Origin of the sequence: Serratia liquefaciens ATCC 27592 (assembly GCF_000422085.1) — a bacterium.
GTDB lineage: Bacteria > Pseudomonadota > Gammaproteobacteria > Enterobacterales > Enterobacteriaceae > Serratia > Serratia liquefaciens.
Window position 1 is genome coordinate 24,074 of record NC_021741.1, and the last position, 17,249, is coordinate 41,322.

Consider the following 17,249-nt stretch of genomic DNA (forward strand, 5'->3'; position numbering starts at 1 on the left):
ATTGTAGTGTGAGGTGATCTATGAGCGTGATGTCCGTTCGACTATCGGAAGATCTCAGTGAGCAGCTCGAAGCTTTGGCCAAAGCGACCGGCAGGACTAAATCGTTTTTGGCCGGGCAGGCCATCCGAGATTTTATTAACCGTGAAGCCTGGCAAATTGCTGAAACTCAGCAGGCAATTATTGAGGCGGATCAGGGAGATTTTGTTTCTGACGATGAAATGGAAGCCCGCTTCAAGAAGATGGGGGTGATTGTTAACGATGAAAATTAAATGGCTAAGGAAAGCCGCAAGCAATTTTGATGACGAATATGATTGGTTTTATCAAGAGAGTCCTCAGGTTGCGACAGAGTTTGCCAGGGAGGTTTTTCGCTTAGTGAATTTGCTGGTTTCAAACCCGGCCCTCGGCAGGGCAGGCAGGGTGATGGGCACCCGGGAAATTGTGATGAAAACCTTCCCGTACCTGATCCCGTACAGAATTAAAAACAATGAAATACATATCCTGAGAATATTTCATATGCGCAGGCGTCCGCCCAAAAGGTGTTGGTGATTTTGCATGGATGCCAGTTTCTTGCTTACTGGCACCCATGAACGTTACTACTTCAACAACTGCGGGTTAACGCAGTTTTCTGTGACCTTGGCGGTCAGCGCGGCGATCAGGTTGTCCACGGCGCAGGCGGCCATGCCATAACGGGTCTCATGGGTCGCAGAACCGATATGCGGCAGCGCTACTACGTTCGGCAACATCAACAGCGGTGAAGATACCGGCAGCGGTTCCTGTTCGAACACGTCCAGCCCGGCGGCATGAATAGTGCCGTTTTGCAGCGCCTCAACCAGTGCCGCTTCATCCACCACCGGACCACGGCCGGCGTTGATCAGAATGCCGCTCTTCTTCATCTTCGCCAGTTGGTCACGGCTAATCATATGGAAAGTTTCGTCGGTCAGCGGCAGCGTAATGCAGATGAAATCGGATTCGGCCAACAGGGTATCCAGGTCACAGCGGCGGGCATTAAAACGCTGCTCTGCTTCTTCATGAGTGCGGCGGGCGTTATACAGCACCGGCATGCCGAAGCCGAAATGAGCACGTTGCGCCAGCGCCAGACCAATACGACCCATGCCGAGGATGCCGATAGTTTTGTGGTGCACGTCAACGCCAAACCAGTCTGCCCCGATGCTGCCTTGCCATTCGCCGGCCCTCACTCGATCGGCCACTTCTACCACGCGACGAGCTGTCGCCAAAACCAGGCTCATGATGGTGTCGGCGACGGTTTCAGTCAGCACGGTTGGGGTGTGCATTAGCAGCACGTTATGGGCATTAAGCGCGTCAACGTCGAAATTATCGTAACCGACGGAAATGGTTGAAGCCGCGCGCAGTTTGGGTGCCTGCTGCAAGAAAGCCTCATCAATTTTGCCACCGGAACCGATGATCCCTTCTGCCTGTTGCAGCGCCTGGCGCAACTCATCGCGGTTTTCCGGGTTTAGCCCGTTGAAGGCGTGCACGGTGAAGTGTTGTTCCAGTCGTTCACGCAGATCGGTGGGAATGCTTTTGTATAACACGATAGAAGGCTTCATCACTTACTCCAGCAATACCCTTCGTCTTTCAGACTGCAGCGTTGTTAACTGCTCGAACTTCCCCCAGTGACTTACTTAAGTCAGCGCCTGGGGGAAGTTCGTTTGTCGCCTGGCTGCAGCCTGAAATCCATTGGGTATATTCAACAGAAAATAAATTATAACGAGACTAAGCCAGTTGTGGGTGAGCCTCGTTGCGAGCGGGCTTGACGATCAGCGTCACCACCACGGCCACCAGCAGCGCAATGGCCATAAACATATACGAAGCTGCCGGGCTGCCGGTTGCGCCGTTGAGGTAACCGACGAACCAGGAACCGAAGAAGGAACCCAGCGCGCCCATGCTGTTGATCAATGCCATGGCACCGCCGGCGACGTTTTTCGGCAGCATCTCGGGAATGATGGCGAAGAACGGCCCGTAAGGGGCGTACATTGCCGCACCGGCAATCACCAGCAGGGCATAAGAGATCCAGAAATGGTTGGCGCCTACGGCATAAGAACCAAAGAACGCCAGCGCGCCAATCAGCAGCAGTGGCCAGACGAACAGCTTACGGTTTTGCATTTTGTCCGAAGCCCAGGACACCAGGATCATGGCGATGGTCGCTGCCAGGTAAGGTACCGCCGACAGCCAGCCGGCCTCCACCATGCCCATTTCCATGCCGCTGCGCAGGATAGAAGGCAACCACAGCACGAAGCCATACACGCCAATGCTCCAGGCGAAGTACTGGACGCAAAGCAGGATCACGTTGCGTGAGCGGAAGGCTTCGCTGTAGTTACGCACCGCCTTGATGCCTTTCTGCTCTTCTTCCAACTGCTGCTGCAGGGCCAGCTTTTCGTCATCGCTCAACCATTTGGCCTGTGCAGGTTTGTCTTTGACCAGCACCCACCAGCAGAAGGCCCAGATCACCGCCGGAATGCCTTCAAAGATGAACATTTCACGCCAGCCGTAGGCATGGATCAGGTAGCCGGAAACCACCGACATCCACAGCACGGTGACGGGGTTACCGAGGATCAGGAAGGTATTGGCACGCGAACGTTCGGACTTGGTGAACCAGTTGCTGATGTAAATCAGCATTGCCGGCATCACCGCGGCTTCCACCACGCCGAGGATAAAACGGATGGCCGCCAGCATCGGGATATTGCTGACCATGCCGGTCAGCGAGGCGCAGGCGCCCCACAGGATCAGGCACCAGAAAATCAGTTTTTTAACGCTGCGGCGTTCGGCATAGATCGCCCCCGGGATTTGGAAAAAGAAATAGCCGAGGAAAAACAGCGCGCCCAGCAGCGATGACATGCCTTTGGTGATGCCCAGATCGTCATTGATGCCAGCCGCCGAGGCAAAGCTGAAGTTGGCTCGGTCGAGATAGGCCAGGCTGTAGGTGATAAACACGATGGGCATGATGTACCACCAGCGTTTAGCCGCGATAGTCGCTTTGGTCATGTTCAGATTCCTTCAGTGGTGTCGTGGTGCTCTCCCGGCGGATCTGGTTGTAGGGCCAGAGACATCAGCCGTTCGGAGAAGGCTATTAACTGATATTGTTTTGTTATATTTATTCAGCCAGTGCCGCGCGGGTCGGCAACCCTTCGCTGTCACCGATGGCCTGAATGGCCAGCGAGCCGATTTTATTGCCGCGTTGCACCGCCTGTTTCAGCGTTTTGCCTTCCAGCAGGGCGCTGATGGTCCCGACGGCAAAGCCGTCTCCTGCACCTACGGTATCCACCACATTGCTGACTTTGATTGCGGCTACCGCCGCCTGATCGCCCGCTGCGGTTTTAAACCAGGCGCCGTCCGGGCCGGTTTTAATGATCACCGCCTGTACGCCGCGCTCCAGATAAAAATCGGCAATCCCTTCCGGTGTCGACTGGCCGGTAAGAATTTGCCCTTCTTTCAGCCCCGGCAGCACCCAGTCGGCGGCAAACGCCAGCTTGTTCAGCTGCTCGGTCATCACCTGCTGGCTGGACCACAACACCGGGCGCAGATTGGGGTCAAATGAAATGGTTTTGCCCATCGCCCGCATCTCGCGCGCCGCGTGGTTGCACAGCGCCAGCGATTGACCGGACAGCGCTGCCGCCACGCCGCTCAGGTGCAGGTGGCGTGCGGAACCAAAGTAATCGCGGTTGAAGTCGTCGACCGACAGGTGGCTGGCCGCCGAGCCTTTGCGGAAATACTCCACACTGGGATCGGTACCATCGGAGGTTTTAGATTTGATCTGAAAACCGGTCGGATAATTAGCATCCACCGTCACTTGCTGGGCGTTGATGCCTTCTTTTTTCAACTGCTGCAGGGTGAAGCGGCCGAAAGTGTCGTTGCCGACGCGGCTGACCCAGCCGACGTTCAGCCCCAGACGAGCCAGGCCGATTGCGACGTTCAGCTCGGCGCCGGCAATGCGTTTGGTGAAGTTGTCCACTTCCGCCAGATCGCCGGTTTGGGTTGCCACGAACATCGCCATGGCTTCACCCAGAGTGACGACGTCCAGTTGCGCGCGATGCGCGGTAGTCAGCGTTGTCATGATGTTTACTCCGCGCGCAAAAGGTTAACGTAGTAGCGGGTCACGTCTTCCAGACTGTCACCTTGCAGTGGGAATTCAATGCCGCGTGGTGCGTCCAGCGGCAGGCGAGTCAGCAGATCGCGCCATTTGCCATCGCTGTCATCCAGCGCCACGGCACGCCAGCCTTTCAGGCTATGAGTTGCGGCTTTAACGTGAACGTAGCTGACGTGGCGGGCCAGGCGATCGGCGGCGGCGAAGGCGTCTTGCCCCACCCAGTGCCAGTTGGCCATGTCGAACGTCATGCTGACCGGCAGACGGTTATCTTCTGCGGCGTGGAAAAAGGCGTTGAGCAGCGACAAAATCCCGCAGTCAGGCGTTTGATCGTTCTCGACCACCAGGCTGACCGGATGTTGCTCCAGTGCCACTTTCAGTTCGGTAAAGTCGAAGCCCGGCTGGTAATGTCCAAGCGAGAGTTTCAACTGACGCGCGTTCAGCGTTTGGGCTTCCGCCAGTAGTGCCGGCAGGTTCGGGTTGAGCGTATGTTGTGGAGTGAACAGAGCCTCAGGCGCAGAGTAAACGGCAAACAGTTGCTGTTGTTCGATGGCCTGAGCCAGTGCCGGCAGGTTTTCCAGCTCCTGGGTAGAAAACAGTTCGCGGCGGATCTCTACACCGTCGGCGCCGGCATCGGCAATGATCGGCAATAATGCGGTCTGGCCGCCGAGCTGTTGGACGGTATCGGTGCCGTAGGCACCGGTCACCACGATAATTTCTCTTGTCATTTTTTGCTCCTGAGGTGGCGTTATCCCACCGCTGCTGTTAACCACACGTTAAATGGTACCGGTTCCAGGCGAAAGCGACAGAGTGTAAAAATATGATCGCAATCACGAACATGAGCAAAAAATAGTCTGGGGAGGATGTGGCTGGGGCGCCGTATGTCGCGCCCTGAGCGGGAAAGAAGGGGGGATTATCGGGTGGTGGAACCGCGCACGATCAGTTCACCGGGGAACATCTGCTCGCTGATGGGGGTATCCAGACCCTGAATGCGTTGCACCAGTTGCTCTAGCGCGGCGTGGCCCATCTGATAGGTCGGCTGTTTCAGCGTGGTGATGCCCACGCCGGCCAGTTCGGCCCATTCCAGTTCGTCAAAGCCCAGCAGGCCGATATCGCTGCCCCATTGGATACCCAGTCGACGCATGGCGCGTGCTACCTGCAGGGTCAGGGCACCGTTGGCGGAAATCACCGCTTTGCGCATGCCGCGATGGCGAGTATTGAAGTCGCCGAGCACCCCTTCCAGCAGCTTGACGTCGTTCAGCGGAACTTCGGCCTGTTCGGCCAACAGACCGGCATGTTGCGCCATGGTTTGGTTAAACGCGTGCAGCCGCTCCAGGCGGGTATTGACCGTGCCAATGGGCTCGCTGAGAAACAAAATGGCTTCGAAACCCTGTTGCAGCAGGTGTTCCGTGGCGGTCGTCGCGGCTTCGTGGTTGTTGAGGCCCACCACATCGCAGGCGAAATCATGAATTTTTCGGTCGATCAGTACCATCGGCAGCATGGATTGTTGCAGCGTCGATAACGCCTCTTCGCGCATACCAACGGCGTTGACCACAATGCCCTCTACCCGGTAGCTGCTGAGCAGTTGCAGGTAGTGCTGTTCCTGATTGACTTCGTTGTTGGTGTTACACACCAGCAGGGTAAAGCCGTGCTGACGGCAGGCGGCTTCGATGCCGCGCATCACGTCCACCGAATAGGGGTTGGTTATATCGGCGATAATCAGGCCAATCAGCCGCGTCTGTCCGCCTTTCAGGCTCCGCGCCATCTGGCTTGGGCGGTAGTCGAGCTGGAGGATAGCCTGCTCGATGCGCTGTTTGAGATCGTCAGAAAGCAGGTGCTGCTCACCATTCAAGTAGCGCGATACGCTGGTTTTACCGGTCTTGGCGGTTTTCGCCACATCGCTGATGGTGGCCCGCCCCGAGGCGCGTATTGCCTTAACACTGCTCACAACCGATCTCCCCTGAGGTTAATTGCCAAGGAGACTATCACACAGAATGTATAGCCGGGAATGTTGAATGGGATACGGGAAGGGGATCGACAGGATAAAAATGGCGGGGCATTGTGCCCCGCTCGGGATTATTGCAGCGGGCTGAGGGTGATCTCGACGCGACGGTTTTGCGCCTTGCCTTCTGCCGTGCTGTTGGAGGCGATCGGATTATCCGGGCCTGCCCCGGTGGTGCGAATGCGGTTAGCCGCCACGCCCTGGGTGATTAACGCGCTGCCCACGCCGTCGGCACGTTGCTGCGACAGGGTCATGTTCAGTGAACGGGAGCCGGTGCTGTCGGTGTAGCCGACCACGTTAACCGCCGTTTTCGGGTATTCCTTCAGTACCATGGCAACGCCGGTCAGGGTGTTGGCACCCGCCGGTTTCAGGGTGGCGCTGCTGCTGTCAAAGGTGACATTGTTCGGCATGTTTAGCACGATATTGTCGCCCTGACGGGTAACGCTGACGCCGGTGCCTTTCATTTTGTCGCGCAGCTTGGCTTCCTGCACGTCCATGTAATAGCCGGCGCCACCGCCCAATGCTGCACCTGCCGCTGCGCCGATCAGTGCGCCTTTGCCGCGGTCTTTTTTCGACGAGGACAGCACGCCAACGCCGGCACCCAGCGCGGCGCCCAGGCCTGCGCCAATACCGGATTTACCGGCTTCGGATTCCCCGGTGTACGGGTTGGTGGTACAGGCTGACAGCGTGAGCGCCACGCTCACCGCGCCGGCAATAATCGCAATGCGTTTTTTCATCTTTTTTCCTTTGTGGCATCAGAATCTGGGTGCGCCAATCCAATTTGGGGGCGCTAAAAAACCGTTGTCGGCATGCCAAGACGTGCCGAGGCGCTACTATGACGCGGATACTTTCCGGCAGTTCCGGAAAAAAACGTGACAAAATATAAGCGGATAACGGGCTTGAGCCTGTTATCCGGCAAAAAGCGAGGGAATACCATGCAGCGGATTCTGAATTGAACGCATCCCGGTGCGGGATGCGCCTTTTTTAGCCGGAAGTGACAAGATTTAAACTGCGGACGGCCAGTTCATGATTAAGGTATAGGCCTGCGTTTCTTCGTTAAACAGACGCTGCGTCACCTGAAACCCCAGCTTGTGGTAGAACGCGCAGGCGCGCAGGTTTTGCTCATACACCTCCAGGCTTAGCTGGGGATAGCGCTGTTGTACGTGCGCCATCAGCGCCTGTCCTACGCCATGGCCGTGAAAGGCCTGTTCAACGAACAGTGCGCCAATAAAGCGTTGATCCAACACGCTGATAAACCCGACGATTTCCCCTTGATGCCAATAGGCCCAGCTTTGCGCTCGCGGCAGATAGTTTTCCCGCACCAGCGTCGCGCTTTCTTGCCAGTAGCTTTCCTTGACGAACGGGTGCGCAGCAATGGTGCTGGGCAACCACAAGGCCATTAACCGCTCCATATCTGCCGGGTGGCAGGGGCGGATCACTGCGGCTTTGGGTAGCAGAGGCATCCTGTGAGATGATCGTTCACCAACCCGCTGGCTTGCATAAAGGCGTAGCAGGTGGTGGATCCGATAAATTTGAAGCCGCGTTTTTTCAGTGCCTTGGACATCGCGTCCGAGCGTTCGGTTTTCGCCGGCACCTGGTTCAGTTGCTGCCAACTGTTGAGCTGCGGTTCGCCGTCGACAAATGACCAGATAAAAGTGACAAAATCTTCCCCGGCCGCTTCCATGGCCAGATAGGCTTTGGCATTGGCGATGATGGCTTCAATTTTGCCCCGGTGGCGGATAATGCCGCTGTCTTGCAACAGCGCGGCTATCTCTTGTTCATCGATAGCGGCCACGCGCAGCGGATCAAAATTGTGGAAGGCGCGCCGGTAATTCTCACGCTTTTTCAGCACGGTGATCCAGGACAGCCCGGCCTGCTGGCCTTCAAGGCATAGCATTTCAAACAGCTCGCGCGCATCGGTGGTTGGTGCGCCCCATTCCTTGTCGTGATACTCGAGATATAACGGATCCGCCGTCACCCAACCGCAACGTTCATTGGCCATACTGACTGTCCTTGTGCTGTGTTTATTTACAGTAATCATTACCTGAAGTGGTGAACTTGGCAAGCCCCTGATTGTTTTATCATCAGTCGGCTTGACGTGGGGGAAAAGCCAGCAATATTTACTAGATGGCCGGCAGATAAAAAGGCCAATGATAAAAACGTATTTTCCTTCATTTGCTGGCTCTCAGGAGTCTATTCATGCCTCTTAAAATAACCTGTCTGCCCCGCCGGGCGGTGCTTGCAGTGGCGATATTATGCAGTATGACGACCCCGGTGCTGGCTTATGACCAACTCTACGTCTTCGGTGACAGTCTGAGCGATACCGGCAACAATGGCCGCTTTACCTACGACAGCAATAAACATCTGTTATACGACGAAGTACTGGCGCAACGCATCGGCGCGGCGTTAGTGGCTTCGGACGATGGCGGCAATAACTACGCCGCCGGCGGGGGCGTGGCGGTGCCGGCGCTCAACCCGGCGGACAATACGCAGGATCAGGTGCAGAGCTACCTCGGTCAGGTCAATGGACGGGCTGACGGCGATGGCCTGTATATACACTGGATTGGCGGCAACGACCTGGCGGCGGCGGCATTAAACTCGACGACCGCGCCGGGCGTAGCCTACAACAGCGCAGCGGCGGCGGCCGCGCAGGTTCATTCATTGCTGAATGCCGGTGCCGGTACGGTGATCGTGCCGACGGTGCCGAATATTGGTTCCACGCCGCAGTTGATGGAGCTGATCATCCAGCAGGCGTTGACGCCGGTGCAAAACGCAGCGGTTCAGGCGGCCTACGCCACCCTGAATTCGCTGGCCACGCCGGATAACGCTTCACGTGCCGAGGCTATCCATCAGGCCCTGACGGCGGCAGCGGCGCAGGGCAGCGCGATCCCCCAGGTGCAGCAGGCGATTGCCGCACAGCTGATTGCAGCCTATGACAGCCTCAGCGCGCAGGCGGCACAACTGACCGATTTCTATAACCAAAGCGAAGACCACCTGCTGGCGCAGGGGGGCGGGAACATCGTCCGGGTTGACGTGAACAAACTGTTTGGCGAGGCGATTGCCAACCCGGCGCAGTTTGGCTTCACCAATACCGCAGGCATGGCCTGTCCGCCGGGCGTCTCCTCTGCGGTGTGCCGTTCTACCATGCCGGGTTTTGATAGCAGCCAGGCCTACCTGTTCGCCGACCATTTCCACCCCAGCCCGCAGGCGCATCTGTTGATTGCCGATTACATTCAGGCGGTGCTCGACGGTCCTGCGCAGGTGGTGGCGCTGAATCAGGCGACGGCGGCCATGGCGCGTGACAGCCGTGCTACCCTCGACAGCCGTTTTCAACAGCTGCGCAGTGGCGAAAACCCGCAAGGATCGCTGGGCGTGTTCGGAGGCTATGCCGGGCAGCACTATGATTATTCTTCCAATCTCGCGGCGGGCGACGGCAATGCCACTACTCATAATCTGACGGTAGGGGTGGATTACCAGTTGACCGACGGCTGGCTGATCGGCGCGCTGATTTCCGGCTCCAATGACGATCAACAGCCCTCCAGCCGCTACGACTACAAAGCGCGTGGCCTGCTATTTTCCGCCTTTACCGCCCTTGAGCTGTTTGAAAACGGTTGGGTGAATGCCGATCTGCACTATGCGACGATGAATTACGATGATATTCGCCGCAGCATGCAGCTTGGGGCGTTAACCCGTACCGAAACCGGCAGCACCGACGGCAAGCAGTGGGGGGCGCGGATCACCGCCGGTTACGATTTCCCCGTCACCTCTTACCTGAACACCGGACCGATGGCACAGTTTGCCTGGGATTACAGCAACGTCTCCGGTTACAGCGAAGACGGCAATGACAGCACCGCCATGCGCTTTAACGATCAGACCTACCATTCGCAGATCGGTGCGTTAGGTTGGCGGTTGGACAGCAAGTTCGGCCTGTTTAATCCCTATGCTGAGGTGAGCTATCAGCATCAGTTTGGTGATGACGTTTACCGTGCCGGTGGTGGCCTGAAGTCCACGCAGACTTCGTTCACTCGCGACAGTGCCAGCCAGGATAAAAACTGGGTGGATGTGACGCTGGGGGCGAATATGCCGTTGACCGATCAGGTGGCGGCTTTCGCCACCGTTTCTCAGACCGGCGGCCTGAGCAGTGGCGAACAGTTTATGTATAACGTCGGGGTCAGCGCCCGTTTTTGAGTGCCGATGCCCGATCGCTTAGGGGGCCGTTTGCTGTATACTTGGGCGGTTGGGCAGCGTGATATCTGCCATAATCTTTTTTTCCGGCTGTAGCAGCGTCATGCACAGCATGCTGCAGAAAGACACCACGGCGGTGGCGAAGAACATGGCGCCATAACCGTGATGCTGTGCCAGCCAACCACTCAGCATCGGCGCGGTGATCGAGGCAATATTGGCGATCGCCAGCGTCATGCCGCTGTAAGCCCCCACCGAAGCCTTCGGCGTGACGTCTATCACCACCGACCAATACACGTTATTGACCAGCGCATTCAGCGCATTGCCCAGCGTCATCAACAAAATGATTTCGGTCGGCGTGCTCATAAAGGGGATCAAGACGAAGCAGGTGGCGGTCAGCAACAAGGTGACTGCCGCAAACAGGTTGCGCGCCAGCCGCAGGTTGCCAAAGCGTTTCAACAGCGCATCGGCGATGCGGCCGCCGAGCAGCACGGTGAAGCAGGCACCGCTCCACGGGATCATCGCCACGTACCACAGCGAATGCAGATCGTAGTTGAAAGTATCCTGCAGGTATTTGGGGCCCCAGGTCACCAATACAAAGGTGACGTAAAGGAATGAGAAGTAACCCAGCGCGTTAAATACCAGCGTGCGGTTGGTGAAAAACGCCCACCATGGCAGAGGTGCTTGTGCGTTATCGGCTTCCTGATCGGCGCTGATGATGGCCAATTCGGCGGCGTTGACTTCAGGATGCTCCTGCGGCGTGTCGGTGAAGAAACGGGCAAACAGCAAAATGGCGATCAGCGAAAACAGGCCCAGCAGCATGAACATGCTGCGCCAGTCATCGGTCAATAGCAGTAACCCCACGGCCAGCGGCGCGGTCAGCAGCGAACCCACCTGGGTGCTCAGCAACCCGATACCCAGCGAAAAGCCACGCTCTTTGCGCGGCGCCCAGTTGGCGATGGTTTTATTCATCAGCGCGTAGGCCGGACCTTCGGCAAAGCCGAACATGATCCGCAGTGCGGCAAACCCCATAATGGCGGAACCGCCGAACAGCGCCACGCCCAGTTCGCCGGCCCAGGCGGTCGCAATCTCCAGCAGCGACCACAGCGCCCCGGCGATCAGCCAGACTTTTTTGGTGCCGATACGGTCGGCCAGAAAACCGCCGCACAGCGAACCGAACAAATAGCCAAAGCCAAAATAGCCCAGCACGGCGCCCAGCTGCGCCTTGTTGAAGTTGAATTCATGGGAGATATCGTTGGCGGCGAAGGACAGTGCGCCGCGATCGACGTAGTTGATCAGTGCAATGAAGAACACCATGGCGAAAATGCGGTAACGATAGCGGCTGTCGGTTAAGGCGGTTGTCATCAGCGAATCTCCTGAAAGGGGGATATCAGGACGCTAGCAAGGTTGGTGCCAGCCTGAGTGATGCCTTCTGGCCGGGGAATTGGGGGGATTATGACGCTGAAACGGCGCTACAGAGGGGCATTTGCCCCGTTTTAGTGCGCGAAAAGACCGCGCTTCTTTGATGATTCACACTTGTTGCGGGATTCTGGCTGTATATCTTACGGTCAACGGGTATACTGGCCCATCCCATTTAAATCCACTTGTATCGCGTGCGAATTCAACATGCAAAAGTTTGATACCAAGACCTTTCAGGGCCTGATCCTGACACTGCAGGACTATTGGGCGCGCCAAGGCTGCACCATCGTTCAACCACTGGACATGGAAGTCGGCGCGGGAACCTCTCACCCGATGACGTGCCTGCGCGCGCTGGGGCCGGAGCCAATGGCTACCGCCTACGTGCAGCCGTCCCGCCGTCCGACTGACGGCCGCTACGGTGAAAACCCGAACCGTTTGCAACACTACTATCAGTTCCAGGTGGTGATTAAGCCATCGCCGGACAACATTCAGGAACTGTACCTGGGCTCGCTGAAAGAGCTGGGTCTGGATCCGACCATTCACGACATCCGCTTCGTGGAAGATAACTGGGAAAACCCGACGCTCGGCGCCTGGGGCCTGGGCTGGGAAGTTTGGCTCAACGGCATGGAAGTGACGCAGTTCACTTACTTCCAGCAGGTTGGCGGCCTGGAGTGCAAACCGGTCACCGGCGAGATCACCTACGGTCTGGAACGTCTGGCGATGTATATCCAGGGCGTGGACAGCGTATACGATCTGGTGTGGAGCAACGGCCCGCTGGGTGTGACCACCTATGGCGACGTGTTCCACCAGAACGAAGTGGAGCAGTCCACTTATAACTTCGAATACGCCGACGTGGACTTCCTGTTCTCCTGCTTTGAGCAGTACGAGAAAGAAGCCCAATCGCTGCTGGCGCTGGAGAAACCGCTGCCGCTGCCGGCTTACGAACGTATTCTGAAGGCCGGCCACACCTTCAACCTGCTGGATGCGCGCAAGGCGATCTCGGTGACCGAGCGTCAGCGTTATATTCTGCGTATCCGCACGCTGACCAAAGCCGTTGCCGAGGCCTACTATGCTTCCCGCGAAGCGCTGGGCTTCCCAATGTGCAAAAAGAACGAGAACTAAGAGGCAGCCATGACTCAACAGACTTTCCTGGTGGAAATCGGCACGGAAGAGCTGCCGCCGAAGGCTCTTCGTTCACTGGCAGAATCCTTTGCCGCGAATTTTACCGCCGAGCTCGACAGTGCCAATCTCGAACATGGCGAAGTGAGCTGGTTTGCCGCACCGCGCCGTCTGGCGCTGAAAGTGGCCGACTTGCGCGCTGCGCAGGCCGATCGCGAAGTCGAAAAGCGCGGCCCGGCCATTGCCCAGGCGTTTGACGCCGAAGGCAAGCCAAGCAAAGCGGCCGAAGGTTGGGCACGCGGTTGTGGCATCACCGTCGATCAGGCCGAACGCCTGGTGACCGATAAAGGTGAATGGCTGCTGTATCGCGCCCATGTTAAAGGCCAGCCTGCGCAAGCGCTGCTGGCGGGCATGGTCAGCAATTCGTTGGCCAAGCTGCCGATCCCGAAACTGATGCGTTGGGGCAATTCTGACGTGCAGTTCGTGCGTCCGGTTCACACCGTGACCCTGTTGCTGGGTGAAGAACTGATCCCGGGCACCGTGTTGGGCATCGATTCTGGCCGCACTATTCGCGGTCACCGCTTTATGGGTGAAGCCGAACTCACCCTCGACAACGCTGACCAATATCCGCAGATCCTGCTGGAACGCGGTAAAGTGGTGGCCGATTATGAAACCCGCAAGGCGCTGATCAAGCGCGATGCGGAGCTGGCAGCGCAGCAGCTTGGCGGCAAGGCCGATCTGAGCGAAAGCCTGTTGGAAGAAGTGGCCTCGCTGGTGGAATGGCCGGTGGTGCTGACGGCCAAATTCGAAGAGAAATTCCTGGCGGTGCCGGCGGAAGCGCTGGTCTACACCATGAAGGGCGATCAGAAGTATTTCCCGGTGTATGACGCCGCGGGCAACCTGATGCCGAACTTTATCTTCGTGGCCAATATCGAATCCAAAGATCCGCAGCAAATCATCTCCGGTAACGAGAAGGTGGTGCGCCCGCGTCTGGCCGATGCCGAGTTCTTCTTCAATACCGACCGTAAAAAACGCCTGGAAGACAATCTGCCGCGTCTGGAAACCGTGCTGTTCCAACAGCAATTGGGAACCTTGCGCGACAAGACCGATCGCATCCAGGCGCTGGCGGGCTGGGTTGCCGGCCAAATTGGTGCCGACGTTAACCACGCCACCCGCGCGGGCCTGCTGTCGAAGTGCGATCTGATGACCAATATGGTCTTCGAATTCACCGACACTCAGGGCGTGATGGGCATGCACTATGCGCGTCATGACGGCGAAGCGGAAGACGTTGCCGTTGCGCTGAACGAGCAGTATCAGCCGCGTTTTGCCGGCGATGCGCTGCCGGAATCGCTGGTGGCCTGTTCGCTGGCGATCGCCGACAAGATGGACACCCTGGCCGGTATCTTCGGCATTGGGCAACATCCGAAAGGTGATAAAGACCCGTTCGCACTGCGCCGTGCCGCGCTGGGCGTGCTGCGCATCATCGTTGAGAAAAACCTGCCGCTGGATCTGCAGACCCTGACCGAAGAGGCCGTGCGCCTGTACGGCAGCAAGCTGACCAACGCCAAGGTCGTCGACGAAGTTGTCGAATTCATGCTGGGCCGTTTCCGCGCCTGGTATCAGGAAGAAGGTCACGCCGTCGACACCATTCAAGCGGTGCTGGCACGTCGTCCGACCAAGCCTGCGGACTTCGACGCACGCGTCAAGGCGGTCACTCACTTCCGTACGCTGGAAGCGGCTACGACGCTGGCGGCGGCCAACAAGCGCGTCTCCAACATCCTGGCCAAATCTACCGATACGCTGAACGATCGCGTTCACGCTTCGGTGTTGAAAGAGGCGGCTGAGATCCAACTGGCGACCCACCTGGTGGTGCTGCGCGATAAGCTGGAGCCTTTCTTTGCTGAAGGCCGCTACCAGGATGCGCTGGTGGAATTGGCGGAGCTGCGTGAGCCGGTCGATGCGTTCTTCGACAACGTGATGGTGATGGCCGATGACGAAGCGGTGCGTGTAAACCGTCTGACGTTGCTGAGCAAGCTGCGTGAGCTGTTCCTGCAGGTCGCGGATATCTCCGTACTGCAATAAGCGGTTCTGTCGTGAAAAGGCGCCTTAGGGCGCCTTTTTTATTGCCGTCGGTGCAGCGAAACACCTTGAGCGGTTAGTCGGTATTTTTGCAGGCGACTGTTGGGTTTTTCGGGCAGGGTCATTTCAATTAGCCGCGCGTTTAGCGCAGGACGTAAATAACGCTCACTGAAAGATTTTCGATCCTGCAGTTGCAGCGCATGCTGAATTTCCTCGCGTGACATCTCGCCTTTAAGTATCGCCAATAGTTCGGCGACTTGGGGGGTGACTTGGGGGGTGACTTGGGGGGTAAGGCTATGTTCTAGCGCTCGCAAGATCATGCCCAGCATAAATTCGACAAAGGGAGCGCAGTCACTCTGTTGGTTACTGGTGTTCAGCGCCTGGTAATAACCGGAGTGATTGTCATGTACCAGGCTTTCAACCGGCACGTTGGCAAACAAGGGCTCCCAACGTGACAGGATCAGCGTTTGCCACAGTCTGCCCATTCGTCCGTTACCATCGGCGAAAGGGTGGATAAACTCAAATTCGTAATGAAATACACAGCTTGCGATCAGCGGCGGTAGGTCGGTCTCTTTTAACCAGAGCAGCAGTTGCCGAATTAACTGGCAAACCCTTTCCGCAGGTGGCGCCATATGAATGACGGTTTTACCGTTCATCACTCCGACACCGCCATGGCGGTAATGTCCGGCATCTGGCAATAGGCCAGCCATTAGCAGCCGGTGTGCAGCGAGTAAATCCTCCTCCTGCATGGGACGCCAGTTGTTCAAGTTTCCATAGCAACGAATAGCATTGAGCGCCTCCTGAATATCGCGAGGTGGCGCAATGATACGTTTACCTTCGATGATGGCGGTGATCTGCTCTTCACTTAAAGTATTGCCTTCGATAGCCAAAGAGCCCTGAATGGTACGGATGCGGTTGATGCGGCGTAGTCGTAAGGCATGTTCTTGCTCAGCCTGCATTTTTAAACGCGCAAGCCGATCGCCAACATCGGTTACCAGATGCAGCATGCGTGAGCTGATGGTCAACGGTGGCTGATAGGATGACATGCGCAGCTTGGCCCGGTGATAAATGATACAAAAGTGTATCATGCCCCTGAGTCGGTACAGTAGCCCCTTGCCAGCGCGTATAGCACCTTGCATGTTGGCCTTTCGCCCAAGAATAACCACCAAAAGGTGAATCGCGTATCGGATCGCATTCAGTTGATCTATTCTTATAGGCGCAAGGAGTGCAGCAAAAGGGACGGAGTCCGATGAAAAAGCAGGTTTATAACAGGAGTTATGTCACATGGCGGTAGGGATCAAGAGCAGAGTTTTCGCGCGTTGGTTGGCCCCGGTATTGGCATTGTTGGTGGTCATGCAATTGACTGCCTGCGGCGATAAAGAGCCGGAGCAACGCAAGGCGTTTATTGATTACATCCAGAATACGGTGATGCGCAGCGGCGCGAAAATCCCGACGCTGAGCGAAGATCAGAAACAGAAGTTCGGCAACTATGCCGGTGATTACGCCATCCTGGTCGGTTTTTCTCAGCAACTGTCCAAATCACTGGATGCCAGCCTGACGCCGGCGTTGGATCAGATTAACCAGATCCGCACCGCACAGGACTACATGAGCAAGCGCGATACGCTGCAACAGTCCGTTGGGGCGCTGAACCTGCTGGGGCAGCAAATCCAGTCAGCCAAGTCGCAGGCGGATACTGCCCGGACAGCGCTGAAGCAACCTGACGATCTGAAAGCCGTGTATAACCAGGCGTACGACAAGATTGTTACCGGGCCGGCCAATGCGCTGATGCCGGTGATTCCGACCACGGCCAGCTTCGTTCAGGATCTGGTTCAGGTGGGTGATTTCCTGCGTGCCCAGGGCAATCAGGTGGCCTTTAATAATAACGGCGTGCAGTTCCGTACTTCCCAGCAGGCAACGCAGTACAACACCATGATGTCGAATCTGGTGGCCAAGCAGCAGGATTTACTTAACGCACAGAAAATCGTCTCCAGCGTTACTCAGTAATCTCCAAACGCAGAAGCCGGCAGTCCGGCTTCTGCCATTCCCTTCTGACTTTCCAACGGCTTGCTCACTTCTTGCACCACGCATCTGTACTACACTTCAATTAATCATCTATTTCCGACATGTAGTTTTCTTTCATTCATCGCACCGCTATTTCCCGACGGGATGAATGCTCACAGGGAAGACCTTCTTCAAGCCAGGATTCGGTAGCCACTGAAAAATAGATTGTGATCACCATCACAATTTAAAAACAAACGCGCATCAATTAAATGTGACTCAAATCACATTTAATTGGGTTTTAGGCGAATTTTGTTCTCGTTGTGGCTTTTTTACACTGAGTAACTG

Annotated in this window: 16 protein-coding genes; 6 read left to right on the plus strand and 10 right to left on the minus strand. The window is 56.8% G+C overall.

Annotation, left to right across the window (positions count from 1 at the left end; translation table 11 throughout):
• Positions 1-20: 20 nt before the first annotated feature.
• Complete coding sequence (locus tag M495_RS00110) at positions 21-269, plus strand: CopG family ribbon-helix-helix protein (RefSeq protein WP_012004528.1); 249 nt, start codon at positions 21-23, stop codon at positions 267-269.
• The gene (locus M495_RS00115; protein WP_020824652.1) at positions 259-546 is read left to right on the plus strand and encodes a type II toxin-antitoxin system RelE/ParE family toxin; all 288 of its coding nucleotides are present in this window, start codon (positions 259-261) and stop codon (positions 544-546) included. Before M495_RS00110 ends, M495_RS00115 begins: the two co-directional genes overlap by 11 nt.
• 47 nt (positions 547-593) lie before the next feature.
• Here M495_RS00115 and ghrB read toward each other — a convergent pair whose 3' ends face one another.
• The 8 genes from ghrB to M495_RS00155 form a co-directional block, all read right to left on the minus strand.
• On the minus strand, positions 594-1,568 hold the full coding sequence (gene ghrB / locus M495_RS00120; protein ID WP_020824653.1) for a glyoxylate/hydroxypyruvate reductase GhrB: 975 nt from the start codon (positions 1,566-1,568) through the stop codon (positions 594-596).
• 166 nt (positions 1,569-1,734) lie between these two features.
• Entirely contained in the window at positions 1,735-3,003 is a 1,269-nt protein-coding gene (locus M495_RS00125) for an MFS transporter (RefSeq protein WP_020824654.1), read from the minus strand.
• A 109-nt stretch (positions 3,004-3,112) separates the two neighbouring features.
• The gene (locus M495_RS00130) at positions 3,113-4,072 is read right to left on the minus strand and encodes a sugar kinase (RefSeq protein WP_020824655.1); all 960 of its coding nucleotides are present in this window, start codon (positions 4,070-4,072) and stop codon (positions 3,113-3,115) included.
• A gap of 5 nt (positions 4,073-4,077) precedes the next feature.
• Positions 4,078-4,830: a sugar phosphate isomerase/epimerase family protein gene (locus tag M495_RS00135; RefSeq protein ID WP_020824656.1), complete on the minus strand. Its 753-nt coding sequence runs from the start codon at positions 4,828-4,830 to the stop codon at positions 4,078-4,080.
• 185 nt (positions 4,831-5,015) lie between these two features.
• On the minus strand, positions 5,016-6,050 hold the full coding sequence (locus M495_RS00140; protein ID WP_020824657.1) for a LacI family DNA-binding transcriptional regulator: 1,035 nt from the start codon (positions 6,048-6,050) through the stop codon (positions 5,016-5,018).
• A 128-nt stretch (positions 6,051-6,178) separates the two neighbouring features.
• Complete coding sequence (locus M495_RS00145; RefSeq protein ID WP_020824658.1) at positions 6,179-6,841, minus strand: OmpA family lipoprotein; 663 nt, start codon at positions 6,839-6,841, stop codon at positions 6,179-6,181.
• A 267-nt stretch (positions 6,842-7,108) separates the two neighbouring features.
• Positions 7,109-7,543: an N-acetyltransferase gene (locus M495_RS00150; RefSeq protein ID WP_170868541.1), complete on the minus strand. Its 435-nt coding sequence runs from the start codon at positions 7,541-7,543 to the stop codon at positions 7,109-7,111.
• Complete coding sequence (locus M495_RS00155; protein WP_020824660.1) at positions 7,540-8,106, minus strand: DNA-3-methyladenine glycosylase I; 567 nt, start codon at positions 8,104-8,106, stop codon at positions 7,540-7,542. The genes M495_RS00150 and M495_RS00155 overlap by 4 nt, the downstream gene beginning before the upstream one ends.
• A gap of 197 nt (positions 8,107-8,303) precedes the next feature.
• Here M495_RS00155 and M495_RS00160 point away from each other — a divergent pair, with 197 nt between their 5' ends.
• Entirely contained in the window at positions 8,304-10,292 is a 1,989-nt protein-coding gene (locus M495_RS00160; protein WP_020824661.1) for an autotransporter domain-containing esterase, read from the plus strand.
• Positions 10,293-10,310: 18 nt separating this feature from the next.
• On the opposite strand, the gene M495_RS00165 is transcribed toward M495_RS00160, so the two are convergent.
• Positions 10,311-11,651: an MFS transporter gene (locus tag M495_RS00165; protein ID WP_020824662.1), complete on the minus strand. Its 1,341-nt coding sequence runs from the start codon at positions 11,649-11,651 to the stop codon at positions 10,311-10,313.
• A gap of 261 nt (positions 11,652-11,912) precedes the next feature.
• On the opposite strand from M495_RS00165, the gene glyQ reads away from it, so the two are divergent.
• Complete coding sequence (gene glyQ, locus M495_RS00170; RefSeq protein ID WP_020824663.1) at positions 11,913-12,827, plus strand: glycine--tRNA ligase subunit alpha; 915 nt, start codon at positions 11,913-11,915, stop codon at positions 12,825-12,827.
• Between the two features lie 9 nt (positions 12,828-12,836).
• Positions 12,837-14,906 carry a glycine--tRNA ligase subunit beta gene (gene glyS / locus M495_RS00175; RefSeq protein WP_020824664.1) on the plus strand — a complete coding sequence of 690 codons (2,070 nt, stop codon included), beginning with the start codon at positions 12,837-12,839 and terminating at the stop codon, positions 14,904-14,906.
• A gap of 38 nt (positions 14,907-14,944) precedes the next feature.
• On the opposite strand, the gene M495_RS00180 is transcribed toward glyS, so the two are convergent.
• The gene (locus M495_RS00180; RefSeq protein ID WP_236615023.1) at positions 14,945-15,910 is read right to left on the minus strand and encodes a Fic family protein; all 966 of its coding nucleotides are present in this window, start codon (positions 15,908-15,910) and stop codon (positions 14,945-14,947) included.
• A gap of 277 nt (positions 15,911-16,187) precedes the next feature.
• On the opposite strand from M495_RS00180, the gene M495_RS00185 reads away from it, so the two are divergent.
• A complete protein-coding gene (locus tag M495_RS00185; RefSeq protein ID WP_020824666.1) occupies positions 16,188-16,907 on the plus strand; it encodes a DUF3053 domain-containing protein in 720 nt (239 codons plus the stop codon).
• The last annotated feature ends 342 nt before the right edge of the window (positions 16,908-17,249 follow it).

Bases quoted from the DNA above. Each gene is read 5' to 3' on its own strand.
- M495_RS00110 (WP_012004528.1), top strand. From the start codon at position 21: ATGAGCGTGATGTCCGTTCGACTATCGGAAGATCTCAGTGAGCAGCTC.
- M495_RS00115 (WP_020824652.1), top strand. From the start codon at position 259: ATGAAAATTAAATGGCTAAGGAAAGCCGCAAGCAATTTTGATGACGAA.
- ghrB (WP_020824653.1), bottom strand. From the start codon at position 1,568: ATGAAGCCTTCTATCGTGTTATACAAAAGCATTCCCACCGATCTGCGT.
- M495_RS00125 (WP_020824654.1), bottom strand. From the start codon at position 3,003: ATGACCAAAGCGACTATCGCGGCTAAACGCTGGTGGTACATCATGCCC.
- M495_RS00130 (WP_020824655.1), bottom strand. From the start codon at position 4,072: ATGACAACGCTGACTACCGCGCATCGCGCGCAACTGGACGTCGTCACT.
- M495_RS00135 (WP_020824656.1), bottom strand. From the start codon at position 4,830: ATGACAAGAGAAATTATCGTGGTGACCGGTGCCTACGGCACCGATACC.
- M495_RS00145 (WP_020824658.1), bottom strand. From the start codon at position 6,841: ATGAAAAAACGCATTGCGATTATTGCCGGCGCGGTGAGCGTGGCGCTC.
- M495_RS00155 (WP_020824660.1), bottom strand. From the start codon at position 8,106: ATGGCCAATGAACGTTGCGGTTGGGTGACGGCGGATCCGTTATATCTC.
- M495_RS00160 (WP_020824661.1), top strand. From the start codon at position 8,304: ATGCCTCTTAAAATAACCTGTCTGCCCCGCCGGGCGGTGCTTGCAGTG.
- M495_RS00165 (WP_020824662.1), bottom strand. From the start codon at position 11,651: ATGACAACCGCCTTAACCGACAGCCGCTATCGTTACCGCATTTTCGCC.
- glyQ (WP_020824663.1), top strand. From the start codon at position 11,913: ATGCAAAAGTTTGATACCAAGACCTTTCAGGGCCTGATCCTGACACTG.
- glyS (WP_020824664.1), top strand. From the start codon at position 12,837: ATGACTCAACAGACTTTCCTGGTGGAAATCGGCACGGAAGAGCTGCCG.
- M495_RS00180 (WP_236615023.1), bottom strand. From the start codon at position 15,910: ATGCTGCATCTGGTAACCGATGTTGGCGATCGGCTTGCGCGTTTAAAA.
- M495_RS00185 (WP_020824666.1), top strand. From the start codon at position 16,188: ATGGCGGTAGGGATCAAGAGCAGAGTTTTCGCGCGTTGGTTGGCCCCG.